This window comes from Gulosibacter chungangensis (assembly GCF_008831155.1).
GTDB classification, from domain to species: domain Bacteria; phylum Actinomycetota; class Actinomycetes; order Actinomycetales; family Microbacteriaceae; genus Gulosibacter; species Gulosibacter chungangensis.
This window is the reverse complement of sequence record NZ_WBKB01000003.1, coordinates 25850-46064: the sequence shown is the minus strand read 5'-3', so window position 1 is coordinate 46064 and position 20215 is coordinate 25850. Positions and strand designations below refer to the sequence as shown.

22 protein-coding genes are annotated in these 20215 nt (G+C 61.4%); 8 read left to right on the top strand and 14 right to left on the bottom strand.

Going from position 1 to position 20215, the window contains the following annotated elements:
* Nucleotides 1–64: 64 nt before the first annotated feature.
* Nucleotides 65–1516 (bottom strand): sugar porter family MFS transporter, encoded by a 1452-nt coding sequence (locus F8O05_RS05805; protein ID WP_158051821.1) that lies wholly within the window; start codon nt 1514–1516, stop codon nt 65–67.
* Between the two features lie 141 nt (nt 1517–1657).
* On the opposite strand from F8O05_RS05805, the gene F8O05_RS05800 reads away from it, so the two are divergent.
* A complete protein-coding gene (locus F8O05_RS05800; protein ID WP_158051820.1) occupies nt 1658–2413 on the top strand; it encodes a sulfite exporter TauE/SafE family protein in 756 nt (251 codons plus the stop codon).
* Between the two features lie 7 nt (nt 2414–2420).
* Here the strand turns inward: F8O05_RS05800 and F8O05_RS05795 are convergent, their stop codons facing one another.
* Together F8O05_RS05795 and F8O05_RS05790 are read right to left on the bottom strand one after the other, a co-directional pair.
* The gene (locus tag F8O05_RS05795) at nt 2421–3164 is read right to left on the bottom strand and encodes an IclR family transcriptional regulator (protein ID WP_158051819.1); all 744 of its coding nucleotides are present in this window, start codon (nt 3162–3164) and stop codon (nt 2421–2423) included.
* The gene (locus F8O05_RS05790; protein WP_158051818.1) at nt 3161–3949 is read right to left on the bottom strand and encodes an IclR family transcriptional regulator; all 789 of its coding nucleotides are present in this window, start codon (nt 3947–3949) and stop codon (nt 3161–3163) included. The genes F8O05_RS05795 and F8O05_RS05790 overlap by 4 nt, the downstream gene beginning before the upstream one ends.
* Before the next feature lie 126 nt (nt 3950–4075).
* Between F8O05_RS05790 and F8O05_RS05785 the strand changes: the two genes are divergently transcribed.
* Complete coding sequence (locus tag F8O05_RS05785; protein ID WP_158051817.1) at nt 4076–4948, top strand: transketolase; 873 nt, start codon at nt 4076–4078, stop codon at nt 4946–4948.
* A complete protein-coding gene (locus F8O05_RS05780) occupies nt 4948–5874 on the top strand; it encodes a transketolase family protein (RefSeq protein WP_158051816.1) in 927 nt (308 codons plus the stop codon). Before F8O05_RS05785 ends, F8O05_RS05780 begins: the two co-directional genes overlap by 1 nt.
* Nucleotides 5875–5933: 59 nt before the next feature.
* Here the strand turns inward: F8O05_RS05780 and F8O05_RS05775 are convergent, their stop codons facing one another.
* From F8O05_RS05775 to F8O05_RS05765, 3 genes are all read right to left on the bottom strand, one after another.
* Nucleotides 5934–6713, bottom strand: a complete 780-nt coding sequence (locus F8O05_RS05775) for a TIM barrel protein (RefSeq protein ID WP_158051815.1) — start codon at nt 6711–6713, stop codon at nt 5934–5936.
* Entirely contained in the window at nt 6710–7744 is a 1035-nt protein-coding gene (locus F8O05_RS05770; protein ID WP_225735768.1) for a Gfo/Idh/MocA family oxidoreductase, read from the bottom strand. Before F8O05_RS05770 ends, F8O05_RS05775 begins: the two co-directional genes overlap by 4 nt.
* A gap of 190 nt (nt 7745–7934) precedes the next feature.
* A complete protein-coding gene (locus F8O05_RS05765; protein WP_158051814.1) occupies nt 7935–9005 on the bottom strand; it encodes a LacI family DNA-binding transcriptional regulator in 1071 nt (356 codons plus the stop codon).
* A 36-nt stretch (nt 9006–9041) separates the two neighbouring features.
* Between F8O05_RS05765 and F8O05_RS05760 the strand changes: the two genes are divergently transcribed.
* Nucleotides 9042–10451, top strand: a complete 1410-nt coding sequence (locus F8O05_RS05760; RefSeq protein ID WP_158051813.1) for a DHA2 family efflux MFS transporter permease subunit — start codon at nt 9042–9044, stop codon at nt 10449–10451.
* 9 nt (nt 10452–10460) lie between these two features.
* On the opposite strand, the gene F8O05_RS05755 is transcribed toward F8O05_RS05760, so the two are convergent.
* The 4 genes from F8O05_RS05755 to F8O05_RS05740 all read right to left on the bottom strand — a co-directional run bounded on the left by F8O05_RS05755 (nt 10461) and on the right by F8O05_RS05740 (nt 13835).
* A complete protein-coding gene (locus F8O05_RS05755) occupies nt 10461–10880 on the bottom strand; it encodes an MmcQ/YjbR family DNA-binding protein (RefSeq protein ID WP_158051812.1) in 420 nt (139 codons plus the stop codon).
* Between the two features lie 7 nt (nt 10881–10887).
* Nucleotides 10888–11709, bottom strand: a complete 822-nt coding sequence (locus F8O05_RS05750) for an SDR family oxidoreductase (protein ID WP_158051811.1) — start codon at nt 11707–11709, stop codon at nt 10888–10890.
* Nucleotides 11710–11727: 18 nt separating this feature from the next.
* Complete coding sequence (locus F8O05_RS05745; protein WP_158051810.1) at nt 11728–13173, bottom strand: succinic semialdehyde dehydrogenase; 1446 nt, start codon at nt 13171–13173, stop codon at nt 11728–11730.
* 65 nt (nt 13174–13238) lie between these two features.
* The gene (locus tag F8O05_RS05740; protein WP_158051809.1) at nt 13239–13835 is read right to left on the bottom strand and encodes a protein-L-isoaspartate O-methyltransferase family protein; all 597 of its coding nucleotides are present in this window, start codon (nt 13833–13835) and stop codon (nt 13239–13241) included.
* 104 nt (nt 13836–13939) lie between these two features.
* Here F8O05_RS05740 and F8O05_RS05735 point away from each other — a divergent pair, with 104 nt between their 5' ends.
* From F8O05_RS05735 to F8O05_RS05720, 4 genes are read left to right on the top strand one after another with little or no spacing between them, the layout of a single operon-like run.
* Entirely contained in the window at nt 13940–14665 is a 726-nt protein-coding gene (locus F8O05_RS05735) for an MgtC/SapB family protein (RefSeq protein WP_158051808.1), read from the top strand.
* Nucleotides 14666–14675: 10 nt separating this feature from the next.
* Nucleotides 14676–14969: an acylphosphatase gene (locus tag F8O05_RS05730; RefSeq protein WP_158051807.1), complete on the top strand. Its 294-nt coding sequence runs from the start codon at nt 14676–14678 to the stop codon at nt 14967–14969.
* Nucleotides 14970–15015: 46 nt separating this feature from the next.
* Nucleotides 15016–16554, top strand: a complete 1539-nt coding sequence (locus F8O05_RS05725) for an MFS transporter (RefSeq protein ID WP_158051806.1) — start codon at nt 15016–15018, stop codon at nt 16552–16554.
* Nucleotides 16551–17114 carry a TetR/AcrR family transcriptional regulator gene (locus tag F8O05_RS05720; RefSeq protein ID WP_158051805.1) on the top strand — a complete coding sequence of 188 codons (564 nt, stop codon included), beginning with the start codon at nt 16551–16553 and terminating at the stop codon, nt 17112–17114. The genes F8O05_RS05725 and F8O05_RS05720 overlap by 4 nt, the downstream gene beginning before the upstream one ends.
* On the opposite strand, the gene F8O05_RS05715 is transcribed toward F8O05_RS05720, so the two are convergent.
* From F8O05_RS05715 to F8O05_RS05700, 4 genes are read right to left on the bottom strand one after another with little or no spacing between them, the layout of a single operon-like run.
* Nucleotides 17111–17887, bottom strand: coding sequence for a tellurite resistance/C4-dicarboxylate transporter family protein (locus F8O05_RS05715; RefSeq protein ID WP_225735767.1), 777 nt, complete (start codon nt 17885–17887; stop codon nt 17111–17113). The genes F8O05_RS05720 and F8O05_RS05715 overlap by 4 nt on opposite strands.
* A 23-nt stretch (nt 17888–17910) precedes the next feature.
* Entirely contained in the window at nt 17911–18276 is a 366-nt protein-coding gene (locus F8O05_RS05710; protein ID WP_158051804.1) for an iron chaperone, read from the bottom strand.
* Nucleotides 18277–18301: 25 nt separating this feature from the next.
* Nucleotides 18302–18763 (bottom strand): DUF1801 domain-containing protein, encoded by a 462-nt coding sequence (locus F8O05_RS05705; RefSeq protein WP_158051803.1) that lies wholly within the window; start codon nt 18761–18763, stop codon nt 18302–18304.
* Between the two features lie 10 nt (nt 18764–18773).
* Nucleotides 18774–20165: an MFS transporter gene (locus F8O05_RS05700; RefSeq protein WP_158051802.1), complete on the bottom strand. Its 1392-nt coding sequence runs from the start codon at nt 20163–20165 to the stop codon at nt 18774–18776.
* Between the last annotated feature and the right edge of the window lie 50 nt (nt 20166–20215).

The following is a 20215-nucleotide window of genomic DNA, read 5'->3' as shown; positions in this document are numbered from 1 at the left end:
CCATTATCTCATATCGAACACTATGTTCGTCAGTCGATAAATTCAGACAATAAATATTGAGCGTCTAGCGCTTCCCGTGCTCCAAAAAGATGGTGCCGGTGGTCACTCCCTCGTCGATCTCCTCAAGTGTGCGGCCACGTGTCTCTGGCACTTCCCGATAGACAAACAGGATCGAAAGCACTCCAACAGCCGCGAAGAGGAAGAACGTCCCGGTGATGCCGACGACGTCGACCAGACTCGGGAAGAACAGGCTCACGCAGGCGTTCACGCACCACAGTACGAATACTGACACTCCCATTCCGACCCCGCGCATATGCTGCGGGAACATTTCGGAGAGCATGACCCACACGGCCACATTGAGGAATGTCTGCATCGATCCCACAAATGCCACGATCAGGAAGAGAATGATCCAGGGTCGGGCTGCACTCCCCTCGGGCAGCGCGAATGAGGCAATACCGATCAGGACGTGGCACACCGTGGTGAGTGTGATGCCCGTGAGCAGCGTCCGCCGACGGTCCACTCGGTCCATCATCCACAGGGCAATTACCGCCCCGATCACGGCGATGATGCCCGGCGCGATATTCGCAATGAGAGCCGCGTTCGCCTCGAAACCAGACTCGATCAGCACAATTTGCCCGTAGTACATGATCGAGTTGATGCCGGTCAGCTGCTGAATGACACCCAGGCCAATCCCGACCAGCAGGATCCGCCGCAGGAAGCGGTCCCGCACCACCGATCCGAAGCCGATGCGAGTCTCATTCCGCGAGGCGCTGATCTGCTGGGCAATATCGTCAATCTCGGCAACCGCGCGGTCTTCCGCCCGAAGCTCTTTCAACACCGTCAGCGCATCCTCGCGACGCCCCTTAGCCATCAACCAGCGCGGCGATTCCGGCACCCGGATCATGCCGAAGAACAGTGCCAATGCCGGCAGGGCACAGATGGCGAGCATGACCCGCCAGATCCCTTCCACGTGCCCGAGGGTGTTCCCGAGAATCGCGTTAATTACGAACGCGGCCAGCTGCCCGACGACAATCATGAGTTCGTTCCGTCCCGACAGCGAACCGCGCACCTCATAGGGTGCGAGTTCGGCGAGGAACACCGGCACCACCGAGGACGCGCCACCCACGGCGAGCCCAAGAATAATTCTCCCCAGGACCATCACTTCGAAGCTCGGGGTGGTGACGCAAATTGCGGTACCCGCGAGGAAGAGTAGCGCCAGCGTGATGATGGTCTTGCGTCGCCCCCAACCGTCGGCGAGCCGACCCCCAAACACCGCGCCAAATGCTGCGCCGAATAGCAAGGCGCTGGTAACAACGCCCTCAGTGAGGGCAGTAAGTCCGAGTTCCACGGACATTGGTTTCAATGCGCCATTAATGACGCCCGTGTCATAACCAAACAGCAGCCCGCCGAACGTGGCGATCAGGGCGACCTCGCCCATCCTGCGCTTGTGCTTACCACCAGTGAGGGGCGGTAACTTTGATCCCGCCGCTGGAGAACTCCCCGTTGCCGTAGTCAAATTTGACTCCTTCGCCGATTCTTTGGGCTACAGCCCAATATCCGGGCACAAGCGCCAAATTCGCCTTTGGGGCTACCGCCGAAACAAACCGGCGCAAATGTCCTATCAAGAAAACATATCAGGTAAATCTAGGATGGCCGGGTGGAAACATTTCTCCCAAGCCTGCCCACCGTGTCGTGGGTCCTGCTGCTCATCGCATCCTTCTTCGTGGGCGTGTCAAAAACTGCCCTGCCGGGGATCAACACCATCTCCATCGCGATCTTTGCCGCGATCATGCCCGCAAAGGAGTCCACTGGAGCGCTCCTGGTGTTGCTGATCGTGGGCGATATCTTTGCGCTGTTGAGCTACCGACGCCATGCCGATTTGCGAGCCCTCGTGAAATTGATTCCCGCGGTGGCGTTGGGGCTGATACTCGGGGCGGTCTTCCTTTGGCTCGCCGATAACGGCAGCGTGCAGCGAGTCATTGGCATTATTCTCTTGCTTGTTGTGGCGGTCACGATGTGGCAGCGCTATCGAAAGAAGGACGCCCAGCCGTCGAAGTCATCAGCGAGCATTGCGCGCTATGGCTATGGCACGCTCGGTGGCTTCACCACGATGGTTGCCAATGCGGGCGGCCCCGTGATGTCGCTGTATTTCCTCGCCTCGCGCTTTTCCGTCAAGACATTCCTTGGCACCGCAGCCTGGTTCTTTGCAATCGTCAATGTCGCAAAGCTGCCGTTTTCGATCGGCCTGGGGCTCATAACGCCGTCCGGGCTCGCACTTGATTTGTGCCTGGTGCCCGCGCTCATTGTCGGAGCATTCGTGGGTCGCGCAATCGCGAATCGCATCAAGCAGAACGTCTTCGAAGTGGTGGTGCTCGTGCTTACCGTCGTTGGCGCGGTGTACCTACTGTTCTAGACCGCAATCACACCGACGCGAGGTTCGCGAGCCGGTCTGCGACATCTTTGAGCACTTCTAGAATTTCAGCTTGCCGCTCACGAAACTCATCAGAAAGCCCGGATGCAGTCAGGGATCCGAGCACTCGGCCCTTGCCACCTCGCACGGGGACAGCGAGGGCCATAATGCCTTCGGTGACGTCACCGTCCGACAGCACGTAGCCCCGTTCACGGGTCAACGCAATGTCTTCACGAAGCTCGGATTCTTCAATGAGCGTGTGCTCGGTGAATTTTCTTCGCACCGGGTTGGCTTCAAAGTAGCTATCGAGGTCGATGCTCAAGGCGAGGAGCGCACGACCAGCGGCACCGGCGTGCATCGATACGCTGCGCCCCGGCTTCACCTCGACCACACCGACACCACTACCCTGCTCCCAGCCCACGCAAACCGCTTCCCCATCGCGCGGAATAGTCAGGTACGCGGTTTGACCCGTGCGTTCGGCAATCTCTTGCAGCAAGCGGTCGGCTCCACGCCATTCACGCATCGCTTCCCGCGCCTTGTCAGCCATGCGCAACCATCGCAGCGACAGTCGCGTCTTCGAACTCTGAACCGGCTCGGTGAAGTTGATGGAGCTCAAACCGTCGAGGAGACGGTAAACCGTGGGGCGAGGCAGATCGAGCTGCTCGGCAATCTGCGTCGGCGAAAGATCACCCTCGTGCGCAAGCAGCACGATGATGTCATCCGAATTGGCAAGCGTTCGTATTGGTTGCTTCACCGAGCGCCTTCCTTGATCGGCTCATACCCGAGAGCGATACTGCACTGCCGCGCAGCCTCCACCACTTCCGCTGCCGTATTACTTTCAGGCGCGAGCACACGCTCACGCAGACCGCTGATCGAAATGGCCCCCGCAAGCTCCCCACGATGATTGAAGATTGGCGCGCCATAGGCCATGATCCCGGGTGTCACATCCGCATCCGAAACCGTGTAGCCAAACTCTTGCGCCGCGGCGATCTGCTCGCGAATGAGCCCACTATCCGGCACTCTGCCACCCTTACCACGACGGCGAGCGAGCCGGCTCAAGAGATCTTCACGTTCAGATTCGGGCATAAAGGCCAAGATCGCGCGTGGGGCAGCACCTTGATACAGCGGATACGAATCCCCTAGGCGCATCGCTAGATCCTGCACATCCCGGCCACCGATTCGCTCCACGCACACCGCGTTATCGCCACGACGGAAACAGAGGAAGCTCGTGTAGCGGGTTCGGTCACGCACAGACTCAAGTACCGGCAAGATTGATCGACGCACATCGAGTCGGTCTTCGAGCAGCGCCCCAATGCGCAGTACGTGTAAACCCAAACGGTAGCGACCGCGTGCGCCTGCCTGATCTACCCAGCCGAGCGCAGACAGGGACCCGAGAAGGCGGTATGTCGAGCTCACGGGCTCGTGGACGGCGGCGGCAATTTCAGTTGCGCTTGCCTCTCCCACTTTCTCGAGCAGGGTCATCACCGAATCCGCCTTTCGGAGGATCGAGATCCCTGCCGCATCATTGTCAACGGCCATCCGAAGATTCTCTCATGTGCGGGACCACCCGGGGCGATAATGAGATCTCATTTGCTAGACGCTGAGTCCATGCACTGATATGTTAGGACTACTATTCGCTCCCTGAATTGCGAGGATCTTGTAACCATGACCGACAACACGTCAACAGAGGAGTTGGCCGGAATCGCCCGACAGGCGCGCTGGCACATCATCGACACCGTCACGTCGAGCAAGGCAGGCCACATCGGCGGCCCGCTCTCGGCGACTGACCTGATGGTGACCCTGTACTTCCGCCAACTGAACATCGACCCCGAAAACCCGCAGAAGGAAGACCGTGACCGGTTCATCCTTTCAAAGGGCCACTCGGCCATCGGGCTGTACTCGGTGCTCGCACTTCGCGGCTTCTTCCCCGTCGAAGAGCTCGCGACTTTCGACCACGGCGACTCGCGCCTGCAGGGTCACCCCGATATGAAGATCACCCCGGGCGTGGACGTTTCGACTGGATCGCTCGGACAGGGCCTCTCGGTGGGCGCCGGTATCGCTCTCGCAGCGAAGAAACAGGGCAAGGACTTCCACACCTGGGTACTCACCGGAGACGGTGAGATGGAAGAGGGCATGATCTGGGAGACCGTCCTTTCGGCTCCCCGTTATGGCCTCGACAATCTCACGCTGATCGTAGACCTCAACGGCCTGCAGCAGTACGGCTGGGAAGGCACGGAGTCCGACCGCTTCGACCGCAGCGAACCACTCGGTCACGTAGACCTCGAAAAGGTCTTCACCGGGTTCGGCTGGAACGCGGTCACGATCGACGGTCACGACTACGACCAGATCATCGAGCAGTTTGACGCTGCCGAAGCCGCTCGCGGCGTGGCTGGTAAGCCCACCGTGATCATCGCCCGCACCACCAAGGGCAACGGCATCTCGTTCACCGCGGGAACCTACAAGTGGCACAACGGTGTCGCCACCCCAGAGCAGCTTGAAACCGCTCGCACCGAACTACTCACCGAGGAGGCCAAGTAATGAAGGCTCAGCGTCAGGTGTGGGGCGAAACCCTCCACGAACTTTCCAAGACCGACGACCGCGTTGTCATCCTTGACGGTGACCTCGCTACGTCCACCAAGGCCGACATCATGGCCGCCGAGAACCCCGATGCCTTCGTGCAGGTCGGTATTGCCGAGCAGAACATGGTCGGCATGGCAGTCGGCATGGCTACCCTCGGCTACCGCCCGTGGCTGTCAACCTTCGGCGTCTTCCTCTCGAACCGTGCACTCGACCAGATTCGCATGCTCGTCTCGCAGACGAAGCTGCCGGTACGCCTCGCCGCGGCCTACTCGGGCCTCCTGAACGGTGCCGCTGGTAAGACGCACCAGGACATCGAAGACCTCGCGGTCATGCGCGCCCTGCCGAACATGACGGTGCTCGCTCCGGCAGATGAGTACGAGCTCGAAGCAATGATCCGCTGGGCTGCCGACTTCGACGGTCCCCTCTACATGCGTGTCGCTCGCGACCCGGTCAAGCCCGTGTTCACCGAGGCTTACACCGAGTTCGAGCTTGGCAAGCCTCGCGTGGTTCGCGAAGGCACCGATGTGACGCTGATCTCGACCGGCGTGCAGACCTCGCGCACTGTTGAAGCCGCTGAGCTCCTCGCGGAGCAGGGCGTTTCGGCCAAGGTCATCCACCTCGCCTCGCTCAAGCCCGTCGACGGGGATGCGCTGCTCTCACTGATCGGCGACGCACCGCGAGTGTTCACCGTGGAAGAGCACACCAAGATCAACGGTCTCGGTTCACTCGTTGCCGAACTGCTCATCGAGTCGGACAAGACCACGCGACTGACGCGAATCGGCCTGGAAGACGGCTGGTCAGAGTCCGGCCCGAACGACTTCCTCCTCGACAAGTACGGTATCTCGCCGAAGCGTGTCGCCGAGCAGGTACTCGCCGCGAAGTAATCGCACACACCAGAAAAGGCTGCCTCCCGCATCGGGAGGCAGCCTTCTCTAGTTCAGCATCATGGCAGCGCGAAACTTTCGCGGAAGCGGGTGAGGGCAGCGGTCGATTCACCGGAGGCCCAGGCCTCGAGCGCGATTGTGCCGGTGTACCCGGCCTCAGCGAGGCCACGGGCAATCGCGGGATAGTTGATCTCGCCGGTGCCTGGCTCCTTGCGCCCGGGCACATCCGCCACCTGGATTTCTCCGATGAGCGGCAGGTAGCGGATGGTGCGTTCGATGAGATTTCCCTCATCGATTTGCGCGTGATAAATATCGAAGTTCATCCGGAGTGCGGGACTATTTACCGCCTGCACCAGGCGCGCGGTGTCTTCAGAACGCGCAAAGGGTGTGCCCGGATGGTCGACGCGAGTATTGAGATTCTCGATCGTAAAGACTCGGCCAGCGCGCTCACCAAGCTCGGCGAGCTTGCGGAGCGTGTCGACGGCGGCGAGCCAGTCATCCCCTTCGGTGTGCCAGGTCGGCCGGACCGGGAGCCCCGCGCTATCGAGCCCGGTGCCGTGCACATTGAGCCGCGGGCAGTCAAGCCGCTCCGCCGCTTCAAGCGAGCGAGCTGCTGATTCGAGGAATGTTTCGGCTCCCTCGGGATCAATCAGCTCACCGCTGACGTACCCGGTCATTGACGAGAAGGATGCCCCGGTAGCGACAAGCGCATCCAGGTCCTTCGCGGTCCAATCCCAGATTTCAACCTCGAAACCGAGTTCGTGAATCCTGCTCACTCGATCGACAAAGGGCCTGTCCAAGAACAGCATTTCGGCGTTCGCCGCCAGTGTGAACGTCATGCGAGACGACCTGCCTCAGAAAGCGCGACCGGGGCGTTTCGGGTATATGACTCCACGCACGCGATGGCAATCGCGAGCGCGGCACGCGCATCCTCTCCCCTGGCGCCCACAACCTCCCCGGTACGGACTGCGTGCGCGAAGGAGACGAGTTCATCGGTGTAGGCATCATGGAAGAGCTCGATGTTGAGGCGCGCAGTCGGGGCGCTGATACCTGCCGAATCAAATTGCCGCACGCTCGAGGCCCGTACGTCACCGGCCTGGATCATGCCCTTGGAGCCGAACACTTCGCCGCGTACGTCATAGCCGTAGGCCGCCGAGAAGTTTGCTTCCGCCGAGGCCAAAGCGCCGTTGCTGTACGCGATTGTCACCATGGCGGTGTCGAGCAGTCCCGCTTCCTTGAACTCGGGAGCGACCAATGCATCCGCCTTGGCGAAGACCTCGACGGGGCGAGCATCCGCGTTGAACCAGTTCAGTGTGTCGAAATCGTGAATGAGCGTCTCGAGGAAGATTGTCCAGGGCTTGACCACACCGGGGTTTGCCAAGCCTGGGTCCCGGGTTAGCGAGCGAAGCAGCTGCGGGGTACCGATCGCGCCACCAGCGACACGCGCGCGAGCATCCGCAAAATCCTTGGCGAACCGTCGGTTAAACCCGGTTTGCAGTGGCACCCCGGCCGAGGCCGCCGCGGAAATCGCACGGTCGGCGTCTTCGAGGGTGAGCGCCATTGGCTTCTCCACGAAGACTGCCTTCCCCGCCTCGGCGGCTTTGACCACGAGATCGGTATGGGTGAACGCCGGGGATGCGATTACCACGCCGTCGATCGAGGCGTCGGCAAGGAGCGCATCCGCATCGGTATGGGTCTGTTCGACGCCAAGTGGACCGGCGACACGCTCGGCCGCGCCCGGCACCGGATCCGCTACCGCCGCGAGTTGCGCGCCGGGGACGCGGGTAGCGATGGTTTCCGCGTGGAAGGCGCCGATCCAGCCGGCACCGATGACGCCGAGCCGTACCGGCTGCTGCGAGATCTGAGTCATGGGAGTCTCCCTTATGTTTCGCTGCGGCAAGTATTGGGAAATCCGACATCCTTGTCGCGCTGTCTTAAGTACTGAGATGGAGTCACTAGCACGTGCTAAATTTCGCCCAAAGAAATCCAGACGCGATAGCAGCTCCACCATTTGGAGACGCTAGCACGTTCTATTGGCACGTGCTAGATGCAATCTGGATTTACCGCGAATTGTGATTGACTGCGGTACTCCCCCGCACCGTAAGCGAGGGCTTCACGACGCGCGCATTTGCCGCAGTCTTCAGCTCCTGTGGAGCCTGAATCTGCAGCTGTTCATGGGCTGAGTCGACGGCGATTGCAGCCATCTTCGCCGGGTCGGGGCGCACACTCGTGAGATCTACAAAGGGCAGTCGAGCAACGCTACTGTCATCGAATCCGACGATGGACACCTGCTCGGGAACCTTAATTCCCGAGCGCACGAGCGTCTCGAGAAGACCAAAGGCGCAACGGTCATTACCGCACACAACTGCCGATGGAAGCTGTCTGCGTGCGAGCAGCTCTTTTGCGGCGAGGTGCCCGCCGTCTTCGGTGTACTCACTTTCTATGACGTCAGGATCACCAGGGAGCGCGTTACTGGTTCGTGCCTCATGGAACCCCGCGATTCGCTCGGCAGCATTGGGACCTTCGTTTGGGCCGACATAGGTGATCTCGCGGTGCCCAAGCTCCACAAGGTGATCGACGGCCAGGCCAATACCGTGAGCGTTATCCACGCGGACCTCGGCCACTTGCTTGCCTGCGGAACTTGGCCCGCCGACGAGTACCGCAGGAATACCCCGCGGCAATGATGTGGTTGTGGCCGCCCCACCCTCGGCAGCAAGCACAATGAGCGCATCGATTCGCTGTCGCAGAAGTTCCGCGAGCGCCGTCTGCTGTGAGCGTCCCGGTCCGATGTGGCTCAGGCTCAAAACGTAGCCGCGTTCCTCGGCAGCCTGATACAGCGCATCCACGAGGTCGACTTCGAAGGGTTGCCGCATCGTAAACAACACACCGAGCAGGTTGTTTTTCGAGCTGCGCAGTCGCTGCGCGGACGCATCCGGGTAATAGCCGAGCTCCTGCGCCGCAGCGAGGATGCGCTCCCGCGACTCCTCAGAGGCTCCCGGCACCCCGCGCAGCACGATCGACACGAGTTGCCGCGATAAGCCGACGTGGTCGGCAACATCTTTCATCGTGGGGCGGGCGCGCTTCGTACCCGCGACCGCCTGGCCGTCATCGCCGCGTTCGCTCTCAGACATACCCCTGACGCTAGCGCAATGCCTATGGTGGAGAGGATGCCCACTACCGAAGCGCCAATAATTCCCAAGCGACAAGCATGGCGTGCGCTGACCGCGCTCTGTATCGGCCTATTCACGACCATGGTTGATCAGTCGCTCGTCGCGGTCGCAATTCCGCACATTCGTGAGGACCTCGACGCCAGCGTGAACCAGGTGGTGTGGGTCTCGGCGATCTACCTGCTGATGTTCGCCGCTCCCCTGCTCGTCACCGGACGACTCGGTGACCGCTTCGGACAGCGCAATATTTACGCGATCGGGCTTGCGCTCTTCGTCGCCTCGGCGCTGACGTGTTTCTTCGCCCCCACAATTGAGATGCTCATCGTGGTGCGGGCGGTGCAGGGGCTCGGGGCGTCGCTGATGAATCCGCAGCCCTTCAGCGTGATCAATCAGATCTTCCCGAAGCATCGCCGTGGTGCGGCGATGGGTGTGTGGAGCGCTGTTGCGGGGTCTTCGGGGCTCATCGGTCCGGTACTCGGTGGTGTCATTGTCGGCACGGCCGGCTGGCGGTGGGTATTTCTGCTCTATGTGCCGCTCGGCTTGCTCGCCTTGGTGATGACGCTGCGCTGGGTGCCGAAGCTGCCGACCGCGGTGGCGCGAATCGATCTCACGAGCGTGGTGATCTCGATCGTGGCGGTATTCGCCGTGGTCTTTACCCTGCAGCAGGGACCGGAGACCGGCTGGCCGGTGTGGATCTGGGGTGTCCTCGCTTTGGGGCTCATCGCGGCCGTGGTCTTCGTGCTGCTGCAGCGCCGGGCATCCCGATTGCAGTTGCCGGCGCTCATGCCGCTCGAGCTCTTCTCGATTCGCAATTTCACCCTTGGCGCTATTTCGGTGACCACCCTTGGGTTCACCGTCTATTCCATCCAGCTGCCGATCATGCTGCACTTGCAGTCCGGCGCTGGGCTTTCCTCGCAGCTTGCGGGGCTCCTGATCATGCCGATGGCGATCGTGTCGATTAGCCTCGCGCCCATCGTTGGGCGACTCGCGGATAAGCTGCGCCCGGGCATTGTCTCGATGATTGGCTTTTCTTCGCTGATCACCGCAATGGTCCTCTTCGCAAGTCTGATGCGCCCCGGCATCGCACCCTGGTGGCTGCTGATCCCGATCGTGCTGCTTGGCGCATCCAACGCACTGTGCTGGTCCTCGAACTCGACCATTTCGATGCGGGGCCTCCCCCGCCACTTAATCGGTGCGGGCTCGGGGTTCTACAACACCGCCCGGCAGGTCGGTGCCGCGATTGGTTCTGCTTCACTCGGTGCCGTAATGCAGGTGGGAGCGCAGACCACCGATATTTCTTCGGCGATGGGAAACGCCATGCTGCTGCCGATCGGTGTACTGCTGATCGGCCTGATCGCAGTTTCGCAGTTTCGATCGGATCTGCCGGATCTCGCTCCGGCGCAGAACTAAACGATCCCGCTACAGGAACCCGGGCGTCCCGAACTCAGCCGGGAGCGTGGCATACGTTTCATCAATGACCGCTCGAAGCGGCCGCTGTTTCTTCGGCAGTTTTTCAATAACCAGCTCATAAGAATTGATCACCAGATCACGCAGCAATTCTTCAGTGATGGATGCGCCACCCGCGATCGAAATCCAGTGACGCTTATTGAGGTGGTAGCCCGGGATGATCGACTCGTGTTCCTGGCGGAGCGCCAAGCCATATTCGGGCTCGCATTTGAGGGAGACCACCTCGCCCATACCGATTTCCGAGGTCAACATGAACACTCGGTCCGCGACTCTAAACACTTCCGTCTCCGGCCCAAACGGATTCGTCTGCGTCACCGCAGGCAAGAGGTTTGCCAGTCGAATCCCAAATTCCTGAACCTCGTGACCGTTCATGTGGCACTCACTTCTCTGCCAGGGCGTTCTCATCGCGACCGACGAAATGGTCCATGGTGCTGTTGACTCCAACGAAGTCCATTAGGAAGTCAAACACCCGTGTCGGCAGCATCCTGGTAATCGGAATAACCCGCACAAACGGGGGCATCACCAGCTGCCGCTTCCCTCGCTCAATGGCGCGAATAATCCGGACAGCAGCGTCGTCTGCATCGAGAATTGGGAGCAGTCGTGGGAACCGGGTGCGTACGCCCTCGAACATGCCGGTATCGATGTAGTAGGGACACACGGTGAGTGTGCGCACGCGAGTGCGATCCTTGCGCAGCTCTTGTCGCAAGGATTCGGTGAAACCGAATGCGGCAAACTTGCTCGCCGAATAGTCGGTTTGTTTGGCCACCCCGACTATGCCAGCGGCACTCGAGATCGTCACCACCGTTCCTCGACGACGCTCAATCATGTCCCCGAGAAAGGCGCGCGTCACCCAATACAGCGCGAGCACATTGACCCGATAGGTACGTTCGATCTCATCTGCCGAGGCTTCGAGGAGACGCTTACCCGTAACCACACCGGCGTTGTTAATGAGCACATCCACCGCGCCAGTCGCGGTCGCAGCACGCGCCACCTCCTCGCGGTCCGAAACATCAACCGCGAATGACTCGGCGCTGGCCCCACTCCGACGAATTTCATCCCGCACCGCAAGCCCCGCATCCACCGAAAGATCCCAAATCACAACCCTGGCGCCACGCTCGGCTGCCTTGATGGCCATAAGCCGGCCGATACCGCTGCCGCCACCGGTGATCAGCAGGGTTCGCCCGCGAAGTTTACTGCTCATGCCCGATCCCCTGTCTGTTTAGTTTATTTTCCGCAGCAGCCGCGTGCCGGCCGACATGATGCGCGCCCAACGCTCGTGGCCAAAACCCTCGGGGCCCGCGATCGGCACCAAACGTTGCTCGGTAACCGTCTGCGAATCGGTGTACTTCAGAATGCCTTCAGCGCCGTGCCGACGCCCGAGCCCGGATTGCTTCATGCCGCCCATCGGGGCTCCATACGATCCCCACGCCGGTGCGTACCCCTCATTGACGTTCACGGTACCCGATTCGAGCTGCGCGGCGGCCCACTGACCGCGAGCGCGAGACCACACACTCGCGTTGAGCCCGTAGTCGCTGTCATTCGCCAGGCGAATCGCTTCCTCATCAGAGTCCACCCGGTACAGACTCACCACCGGTCCAAAGGTCTCCTCACGGTGCAGTGTCATGCCTTCCTCAACCCCGGTGAGCACGGTCGGCGCATAGAACAACTCACCCAGGTCCGTCCGAACCTCCCCACCGGTGAGCACCCGCGCACCCTTACCCACCGCATCCGCCACCTGCCGCCTCACGACGTCGAGCTGTTTCGCGCTAATGAGCCGCCCGACATCGAGTTCCCAATCGCGTCCCGCGCCGAGTCGAAGCTGCTCGACCCGGTCCACAAAGCCAGCTACAAACGCTTCCCAGTGGTTCGCGTGCACGTAGATGCGCTCGATCGATACGCACAGCTGCCCAGCGTTGGAGAAACTCGCGCTCACTGCCCCGGGGATAGCCTTCGATAGCTCGGCATCCGAGAGCACAAGCAGCGGGTTTTTCCCGCCAAGTTCCGCCGAAAAACCAATCAGCCGCTCGGCGCACTGCTTGGCAATCACCCGCCCGGTCGCAGTCGACCCGGTAAACATCACGAAATCGGCTCGAGCAATCACCGTTCCTCCAACCTCGGCGCCGGGGCCGAGAACAATCTGCAAGAGTCCCTCCGGAAGCCCTGCTTCTTCGAGCAGTTCAAGCACTCGCAGCGCTATTCGGGGCGTGAGGCTATCCGGTTTCAGTACCACGGCGTTCCCTGCCAGCAGTGCTGGCACCGAGTCGGTCACCGGCAGCGTGAACGGGTAGTTCCACGGCGTGATCACACCGATCACGCCCTTCGGTCGCGGCAATTCCGTGGTCTTCGTCAATAGTGGAATCGCACCGCGACGCCGCTTCGGTGCGAGCATCCCCGGGCCGCGGCTTGCCACGTGGCTCGTCCAAAGCACCACGTCAGTAAACTCTTCGAATGCATCCCGCCGGACCTTACCGGTCTCGTCTTGGATCAGGTCTAACAGTTCAGTCTCGTGGTCGAGCACGAGCCTGGCAAAGCGAGTCAGGACGCGAGCTCGCTCGCGCAGCGGCGTTGCGGCCCAGTCCGGTTGGATGCGCCGTGCGGTCGCGAAGGCAGCGTCGATTTCTGCGGTGGTCGCGGTGGCAAAATCCGAAGTGACAGTCGTCGTCATGCCTCGATGGTAGGGCCGACCGCTGCAGATTCGGCCCGACACCGTGCCTGCCTCAGCGCGTGACCTCAATCTTCAATGAGCGGAACAAACACATAGGCGCCGTGGTGCGTCACTGCTATACCGTCCGCATCCTTCGTGACCAGCATCATGGTTTTCCGAACCGGAATCACCAGTCGGCCACCCACCGCGAGCTGCTCAACAAGTTGTTCGGGTAGTTCTCGCGCCTCGGCCGAGACGAGGATGCGGTCAAAAGGCGCAGCCTCCGGCCACCCGAGGACTCCCGGCTGGGCCTGGCAGATTTCTGGCGTGGGGCAGGCCGCCGCGCTCGCTTTGGCACGCGCAGCCAAGACCTTCAGAGAACGCTCGACGAGTTCCGGAACTCGCTCGACGCCAATCACTTGCCCGCTCGGCCCCACCAACTCGGCGAGAATCGCCGTTGACCACCCGGACCCCGAACCCACATCCAGCACCCGTTGGCCGGGTTGTACATCCAGCAGCCGCAGCATCGAGGCGACCGTGCGGGGTTGTGAGTTGGTTTGACCGAAGCCGATCCTGATTGGGCCGTCATAGTCGGCGCGACCGCGCTGGGAGGCCGGGAGGAAATCGGCCCGTGACACTGCCAGCATGGCCGCGCTGACGCGGTCTTGCGCGCTATCCCGCATGGGCCACCTCCAACGACGAGCAATGGTTCGGCGATATTTCGGCCGCAATGCCTACACTGATTGTCCCAGCACGCGGTGATCGCTTCATGTGGAAGGAGCCGCACATGGAGTTTGTGTTGTTCGACGATTCGACGCTGAGCCAAATTGTGCTGCTGCTGATTGCCTTCGTGTTCGCCGCGGTGATTGGGATCGAGCGAGAATTTCGACACAAGAGCGCCGGTGCTCGCACACACATCCTGGTCGGAGTCGGTGCCGCGCTCTTCACGCTCGTTTCGGTCTACGGCTTCAGCGGAATGACCACCGGTGACCCGCCACAAGACCCCGCACGGATCGCCGCGCAGGTGGTTACCGGAATCGGTTTCCTCGGTGCCGGGGTGATTTTCGTGCGCCAAAGCGTGGTTGCCGGGCTCACCACGGCGGCATCGATCTGGGTCACAGCATCGATCGGTATGGCGTGCGGGGCGGGAATGCCGGTAATCGCGGGGATAGCGGTACTGCTGTACCTCCTCTCCGTGACACTCATGACCGTGGTGGTGCGCAAGATTCGCGAACCCCACCGCGAGCGCACCCTGCGATTCGAATACTTTGACGGCCAAGGCATCTTGCGCACCATCCTCGCAGCTGCGTCCGGCCTCGGCTACACGGCAAGCCTGCACAGCACCGCCCGCATTCCTGGAAGGGAACACACGATTGTCGAAGCCACAATGACCTTTCGACTCCTCCGCCCAATGGGACAGGGGGAATTGGTCGAAACGCTCACCGAACTGCCGGGAGTGCTCGCAATCGAGGTGCTCACCGATGAGGAATCCGACGAGGCCAACCGAGAATAAGGAGCGAGTCATGAAATCAGTCCACGTGGTCATTTCTGGCCGGGTGCAAGGTGTCGGTTATCGCTATTCCACCCGCCAAGCTGCCGAGGATCGCCGTGTCACCGGCTGGGTGCGGAACCTCGCTGACGGTCGCGTGGAAGCGGAATTCCACGGCTCCACTGAGGCGGTGGATGCACTTCTGGCGTGGTGTGAGCAGGGCCCACCCGCGGCTCGGGTCGAGTCGGTCGGGGTCACCCCGCTGACCGAACTCGAGCGCGACACGGCCAATCAGCGTGACGCTGACGGTGTCTTCGAGATTCGCTAGCGACACCAATTCCACAACCGACTATTTGGTCTGTACTATGGACCTCATGTTCGAATTACGACCGCCTTCACCGCGCGCGGGTGCCCGCGAATGGGCAGCCCTGGGCGTGCTCGTGCTCGCCGTGGTGCTGCTCGCCATTGACGGCACCGTGCTCTCCCTTGCCGTCCCCGCGCTGAGCGCCGCCCTCGACCCCACCGCGAATCAGCTGCTGTGGATCGGCGATATCTATTCCTTTGCGCTGGCGGGCCTGCTCATCACCATGGGCAACGTCGCGGACACGATTGGGCGCAAGAAGCTTCTGCTGATCGGCGCCGTCGGGTTTGGGTTGGCGTCGGCGCTCGCCGCCTTTGCTCCGAATGCCGAGGTGTTGATTGCCGCTCGTGCGATCCTGGGCCTCAGCGGCGCGACTCTAATGCCTTCCACGCTGTCGATCGTGCGACACATGTTCGCGATCCCAGCGCAGCGCACCCGCGCCATTGCCATCTGGTCAGCTGGCGCCTCCGGCGGTGCCGCCGTAGGGCCCCTCGTGGGTGGCTTCCTCCTCGAGCATTTCTGGTGGGGTTCGGTCTTCCTCATCAATATCCCGGTGATGCTCGTACTCGTTGCTGCCGGTCTCTTCCTGCTGCCCGAGTCAAAGAACCCGCATCCGCAAAAGGTCGACTGGCTCTCCAGCATCCTTTCGATCGCGGCCATCGTGCCCTTGGTCTTTGCGGTCAAGCATGTCTTTAGTGCGAAATTCGACTGGATGCTCTTCGCCGCGATCGCCTTGGGATTGCTCGCGAGTTGGCTCTTCCTGCGCCGTCAAAAGCGTTTGCCGGTGCCGATGGTCGATCTCGAGCTCTTCAAGGTGCCCGCATTCCGCGGCGCGGTGATATCCATCGGTTTCGCGATCTTCGCGCTCAGTGGGATGCTGTTTTTCTTCTCCCAGTACCTCCAGCTCGTGCGCGGCCTCGAACCGCTGCAGGCCGGATTGACGGAGCTTCCCGCGATGCTCGCCATGATGGTTGTGGTGGTCGTGGTGTCCTTCGTCGTGTCACGGCTGGGGGTCGGCGGCGCCACCGGTCTCGGTTTGATCCTCACCGGCATCGGTTTCGCGGTGATCTCCTATGCGGAGGGGATGCCGGGCCTTGCGGGCATCATCACGGGCTTGCTCATCATGGGTTTCGGAATCGGCCTGGCAGAAACGGTCGCAATGGATGCAGTGGTCGGGTCGGTCCCCCGGGCTCGCGCGGGTGCGGCATCCGCGATCTCTGAGACGGCCTATGAGCTCGGTGTCGCGCTCGGCATTGCGGTGTTGGGTTCGCTCTTGACCGCCCAGTACCGGATGCGGCTCCCGGATCTCTCGGCGCTGTCGGCCGCCGACCGGCACGCTGCTACAGAGTCGCTCGCTTCGGGGCTTGAAGCCGTTGCGGTCGCCAACCCTTCGCTTATTCCGGCGTTGCAGGAGAGTTTTACCGGGGCAATGCAGGTCACCTCGCTCGTCGCCGCGGTGGTGCTGATCCTTACGGGTATCTTTGCTTGGCGAACAATTCCGCGCAGGATCCGCGTGAGCGAGGACACCGGCCAGATTGAGGTTGTGCGATGACTACGAGCGATAAGTCCAGAAATACCGAACGTACGCGTGCCGCGATTCTCACCGCCGCCAGGACGGTTGTGACCGAACGCGGTACCGCCGCGACACTCCAGCAGGTGGCCGAGGTCGCGGGCGTGTCAAAGAGCGGTTTGCTGCATCACTTCGCGAATAAGGACGAACTCCTGCTTGCAGTCATGCGGGACTATTTCGAGGGGCTGCGTGCCGCCGTCAGCACGCGCCTTGACCTCTCCGAAAATCATCCCGGAAAGGCGCTGCGAGCCTACGTGCGTGCCCTGTGCGCACCCGACTCCCCCATCCGCGCCGAATTCGCCAGCTACGCAGATTTCGGGACCTATTTGGAGAACCTCCCCGGCGTGCACGAATTGAACCTCGAAGACAACGCCTACTGGCGCGACTTCCTCGCGCAGGATGGCCTCGACCCACAGCAGATTGCAATCGTGCGCTATGCCGCTGAAGGCCTCGCCTGCGCATCCGCCTATGACGAAAAAGTGCTGACGGAAGATCTCCCGAGCGCCTATCCGAAGCTACTGGCGATGACGGAGCCGCACTAGCGCTCTGTCATCGAAGCCACCGCGAACATCCCGAGTGGGAAGACCATCGACCACAGCCCAGGGGTATAGCGCAGCGGGACACGATTGAGTATGTGCCGCCACACTCCCGCGGCAAGCAGCATGGGGATCAGCCAGGCAGCAAAACACCAAAAACTGATTACGGTGCCACCGATGAAGGCCCCGGCAGCTTGCACCATGGGTGTGGCGGTCATATCGATAATGCCGGTGCCCGCGACCACTGAAATTGCCAAGGCGCCCATGGAAACCCAGTAGGTGGGCTCGAATTCCGCCGCGCTAAGCCCAAGATGCACAATACGCAGAATGATCAAGACCGCGATACCCGCATAGAGCAGCGCGCCCACTGACCAAGACAGCACCGCGAGCATGCCGATCGGCGTAGAGAGTCCCGGCACGAACCAAATCAGCGCGGCGAGCCCCATCAAGGCGACGGATGCACCAGAAAAGCGGGTATCGAGGAGCCCCACGGCGAGCACCCCGGTACCGGCCACAATCGTGAAATAGCCGAAAGACTTTTCCGGATCCCGCAGGTCTCGCATCACCTCGGGGCGGTAGCGCACCCAGCGAAGCACGTAGAGCACGGCCAAAAACACATAGGCCAGCACCGCAAATGCCAGCAGTGAGTGCGCGACCACGTCGAAACCGCTCTCGCGCAGGCCGATCGACACGATGCCCGTTGCCATCACCAGCGCAAAATAGCCCGGTGACAGTGATTTCAGGGCGTGGTCTGCCCTTCGCAATGCGGAACTCAACACCCGAGCAATGCTACGCCGAGCAGCTACTCACTCAGTTTTGCGTCGGACAACTTTGCGTCGATCAGTTGGCGGCAAAGGTCCGCCGGTACCTCTTGGTCGTACCGAATCTTGAGGAATCCTGCTCCGTGCTCGTAGCCGGCATTGGCCACAGTCTGCTGCCAAGACTCGAAGAATGCCGGTGTGAAGCGAAGCGAGCAGTGGTTCTTGAAGGCCTGCAGCATCCACTGTGTCCCGTCAGCGATGTACGCGGGCTGGTTCCAACGGAGTTCTTCGCTGACCCGGTCGACGTACTCATTGCTGATGGCCCGCAGTTGGTCGAGGTGAGGGCGCTGGTGCGGCTCAAGCCTGTCGAAATAGTCGTCCGGGTTATCGCGTTTTGGATAAGGCATGCGCTCAGCGTAGTCGCTGAGCCGCTCAGTGGCCGCCGCCGACCTCCGCATTCCATGCGAGCCGAATAAGTTCCTCCAAAACCTCCAGATCGATGTCTTCGGGTTTATTCACGTAGAGACAAGAGGCCCCGAGCGTGTGTTTCCCAAGGCTGGGCAGAAGCGCCTGTGACTCGGGGCTTTCCGTGAGCCCATAGAGTGACAGTTTCGCTTTGCGCGGGCTAAAGCCGAGCTTGAACCAGTCACCCTCGCGGCCGGTGGCGTACTTGTAATGGATCTGGCCGTACCCAATCATCGTCGGGCCCCACATGACCGGCTCCGCGCCGGTGACCCGGTTGAAAAGGTCGAGCAGCAGCCGACCGTGCACAATCCTTCGCTCGGTGTCGAGCGACTCAATGAAGTCGAGTGGATTGCGCTCGGTCGGCGTCGTCTTAATGTCTTTAGCGTTGACCCCGGTGTGGCCCTCGGTGATCTCGTTCTTCCCGCCCATGCGAACAATCCTAGTGACCTGCACCCGAACTTATCGCGGTGGGATCGGGGTCTCCCTTCTTCCAGTGTGCCCAGTTCCCCTCGTTCTCGAATTCGATCGAGAGTGGAATCTGCGTGCGGTCACGCAGCAGCGTCGTACCGACCAGCGAGATCACAATCGTGGCAAGCAAATAGACCACGATGGCCCAGGTGGAACCGGTGGCTTGCAGCAGCGCCTGCGCGATCGTTGGCGCGAACGCCCCACCAATCACGGCACCGATGGCGTATGAGATCGAAACACCCGAGTACCGGACCGAAGCGGGGAAGGATTCGGCGTACCAAGCCGCCTGCGCGCCGTAGGTGAGGCCGAGACCAACGCCCAGGATGGTTACGGCCCAGGCCACGCCCGCCACGTCGATCGAGGACAGCTGGAACAGCGGGATCACACCGGCAATAAGCGCGACCCATCCGATGTAGTAGAGCGGTTTTCGGCCGATCTTGTCCGACAACCAACCCGCGACATAGGTGAATATCAGCCAGGAGACGGCACCGGCAAGGTTCGCCAGCTGGACACCAACCGGGTCAAAGCCAAACCCGCCCTCTTCGACGGTGCGGGAGGCAAGTCCCTGAATATAGCCACCGGTGGTCATGTAGCCGACAGCGTTATTGCCCATAAAGACGAGCGCACAGAACAGCACAATCAAGCCGTAGCGCTTGAATACCTGCACGATCGGCGCCGACTCTTGTTGGGCAGTCTCCTTAATCTCCTGGAAGACCGGCGACTCTTCCACAGATCGACGAACGATGTACCCGAGCACGACCAGGATGATGGAAATGAAGAACGGGATTCGCCAGCCCCATTCGAGGAAAGATTCCCCGGGGAAGAGCGCACGCACAGCGGCCAGAATACCGGTGGCGAGCAGCATGCCGATCGGCACACCGGATTGCACGAATGAACCGTACAGACCGCGCCGGTGTTTGGGCGAGTGCTCGATGGCCATGAGCACCGCGCCACCCCACTCACCGCCGGCCGACAGCCCCTGCAGGATGCGCAGCAACAGCAGCATGATGGGCGCGAAGACACCGATCATGTCGTAGGTCGGCAGCGCACCCACGAGCGTGGTCGCCGCGCCCATAAGGAAGAGCGTCAGCACCAGCATCGGTCGTCGACCAATCCGGTCACCGAAGTGACCGGCTAGGAACGCACCGAGAGGTCGGAAGAGGAAGGAGATACCGATGGAGACCAAAGCAATGATCTGGGCCAACCCTGGGCCTGCCGGCTCGAAAAAGAGCTGCGCGAAGACGAGGTTGGCCATGAAGGCATAGATGAAAAAGTCGTACCACTCGACGGTGGTGCCAACCACGACCGCGGCGAGAACTTTATTGCGCTCGCGGACGCTTGTATGAACTGGATTGTGGGTCACGCTGACTCCTTTGTCAGTGATTTACCCCTCGGAACACGAGGGATACCAGG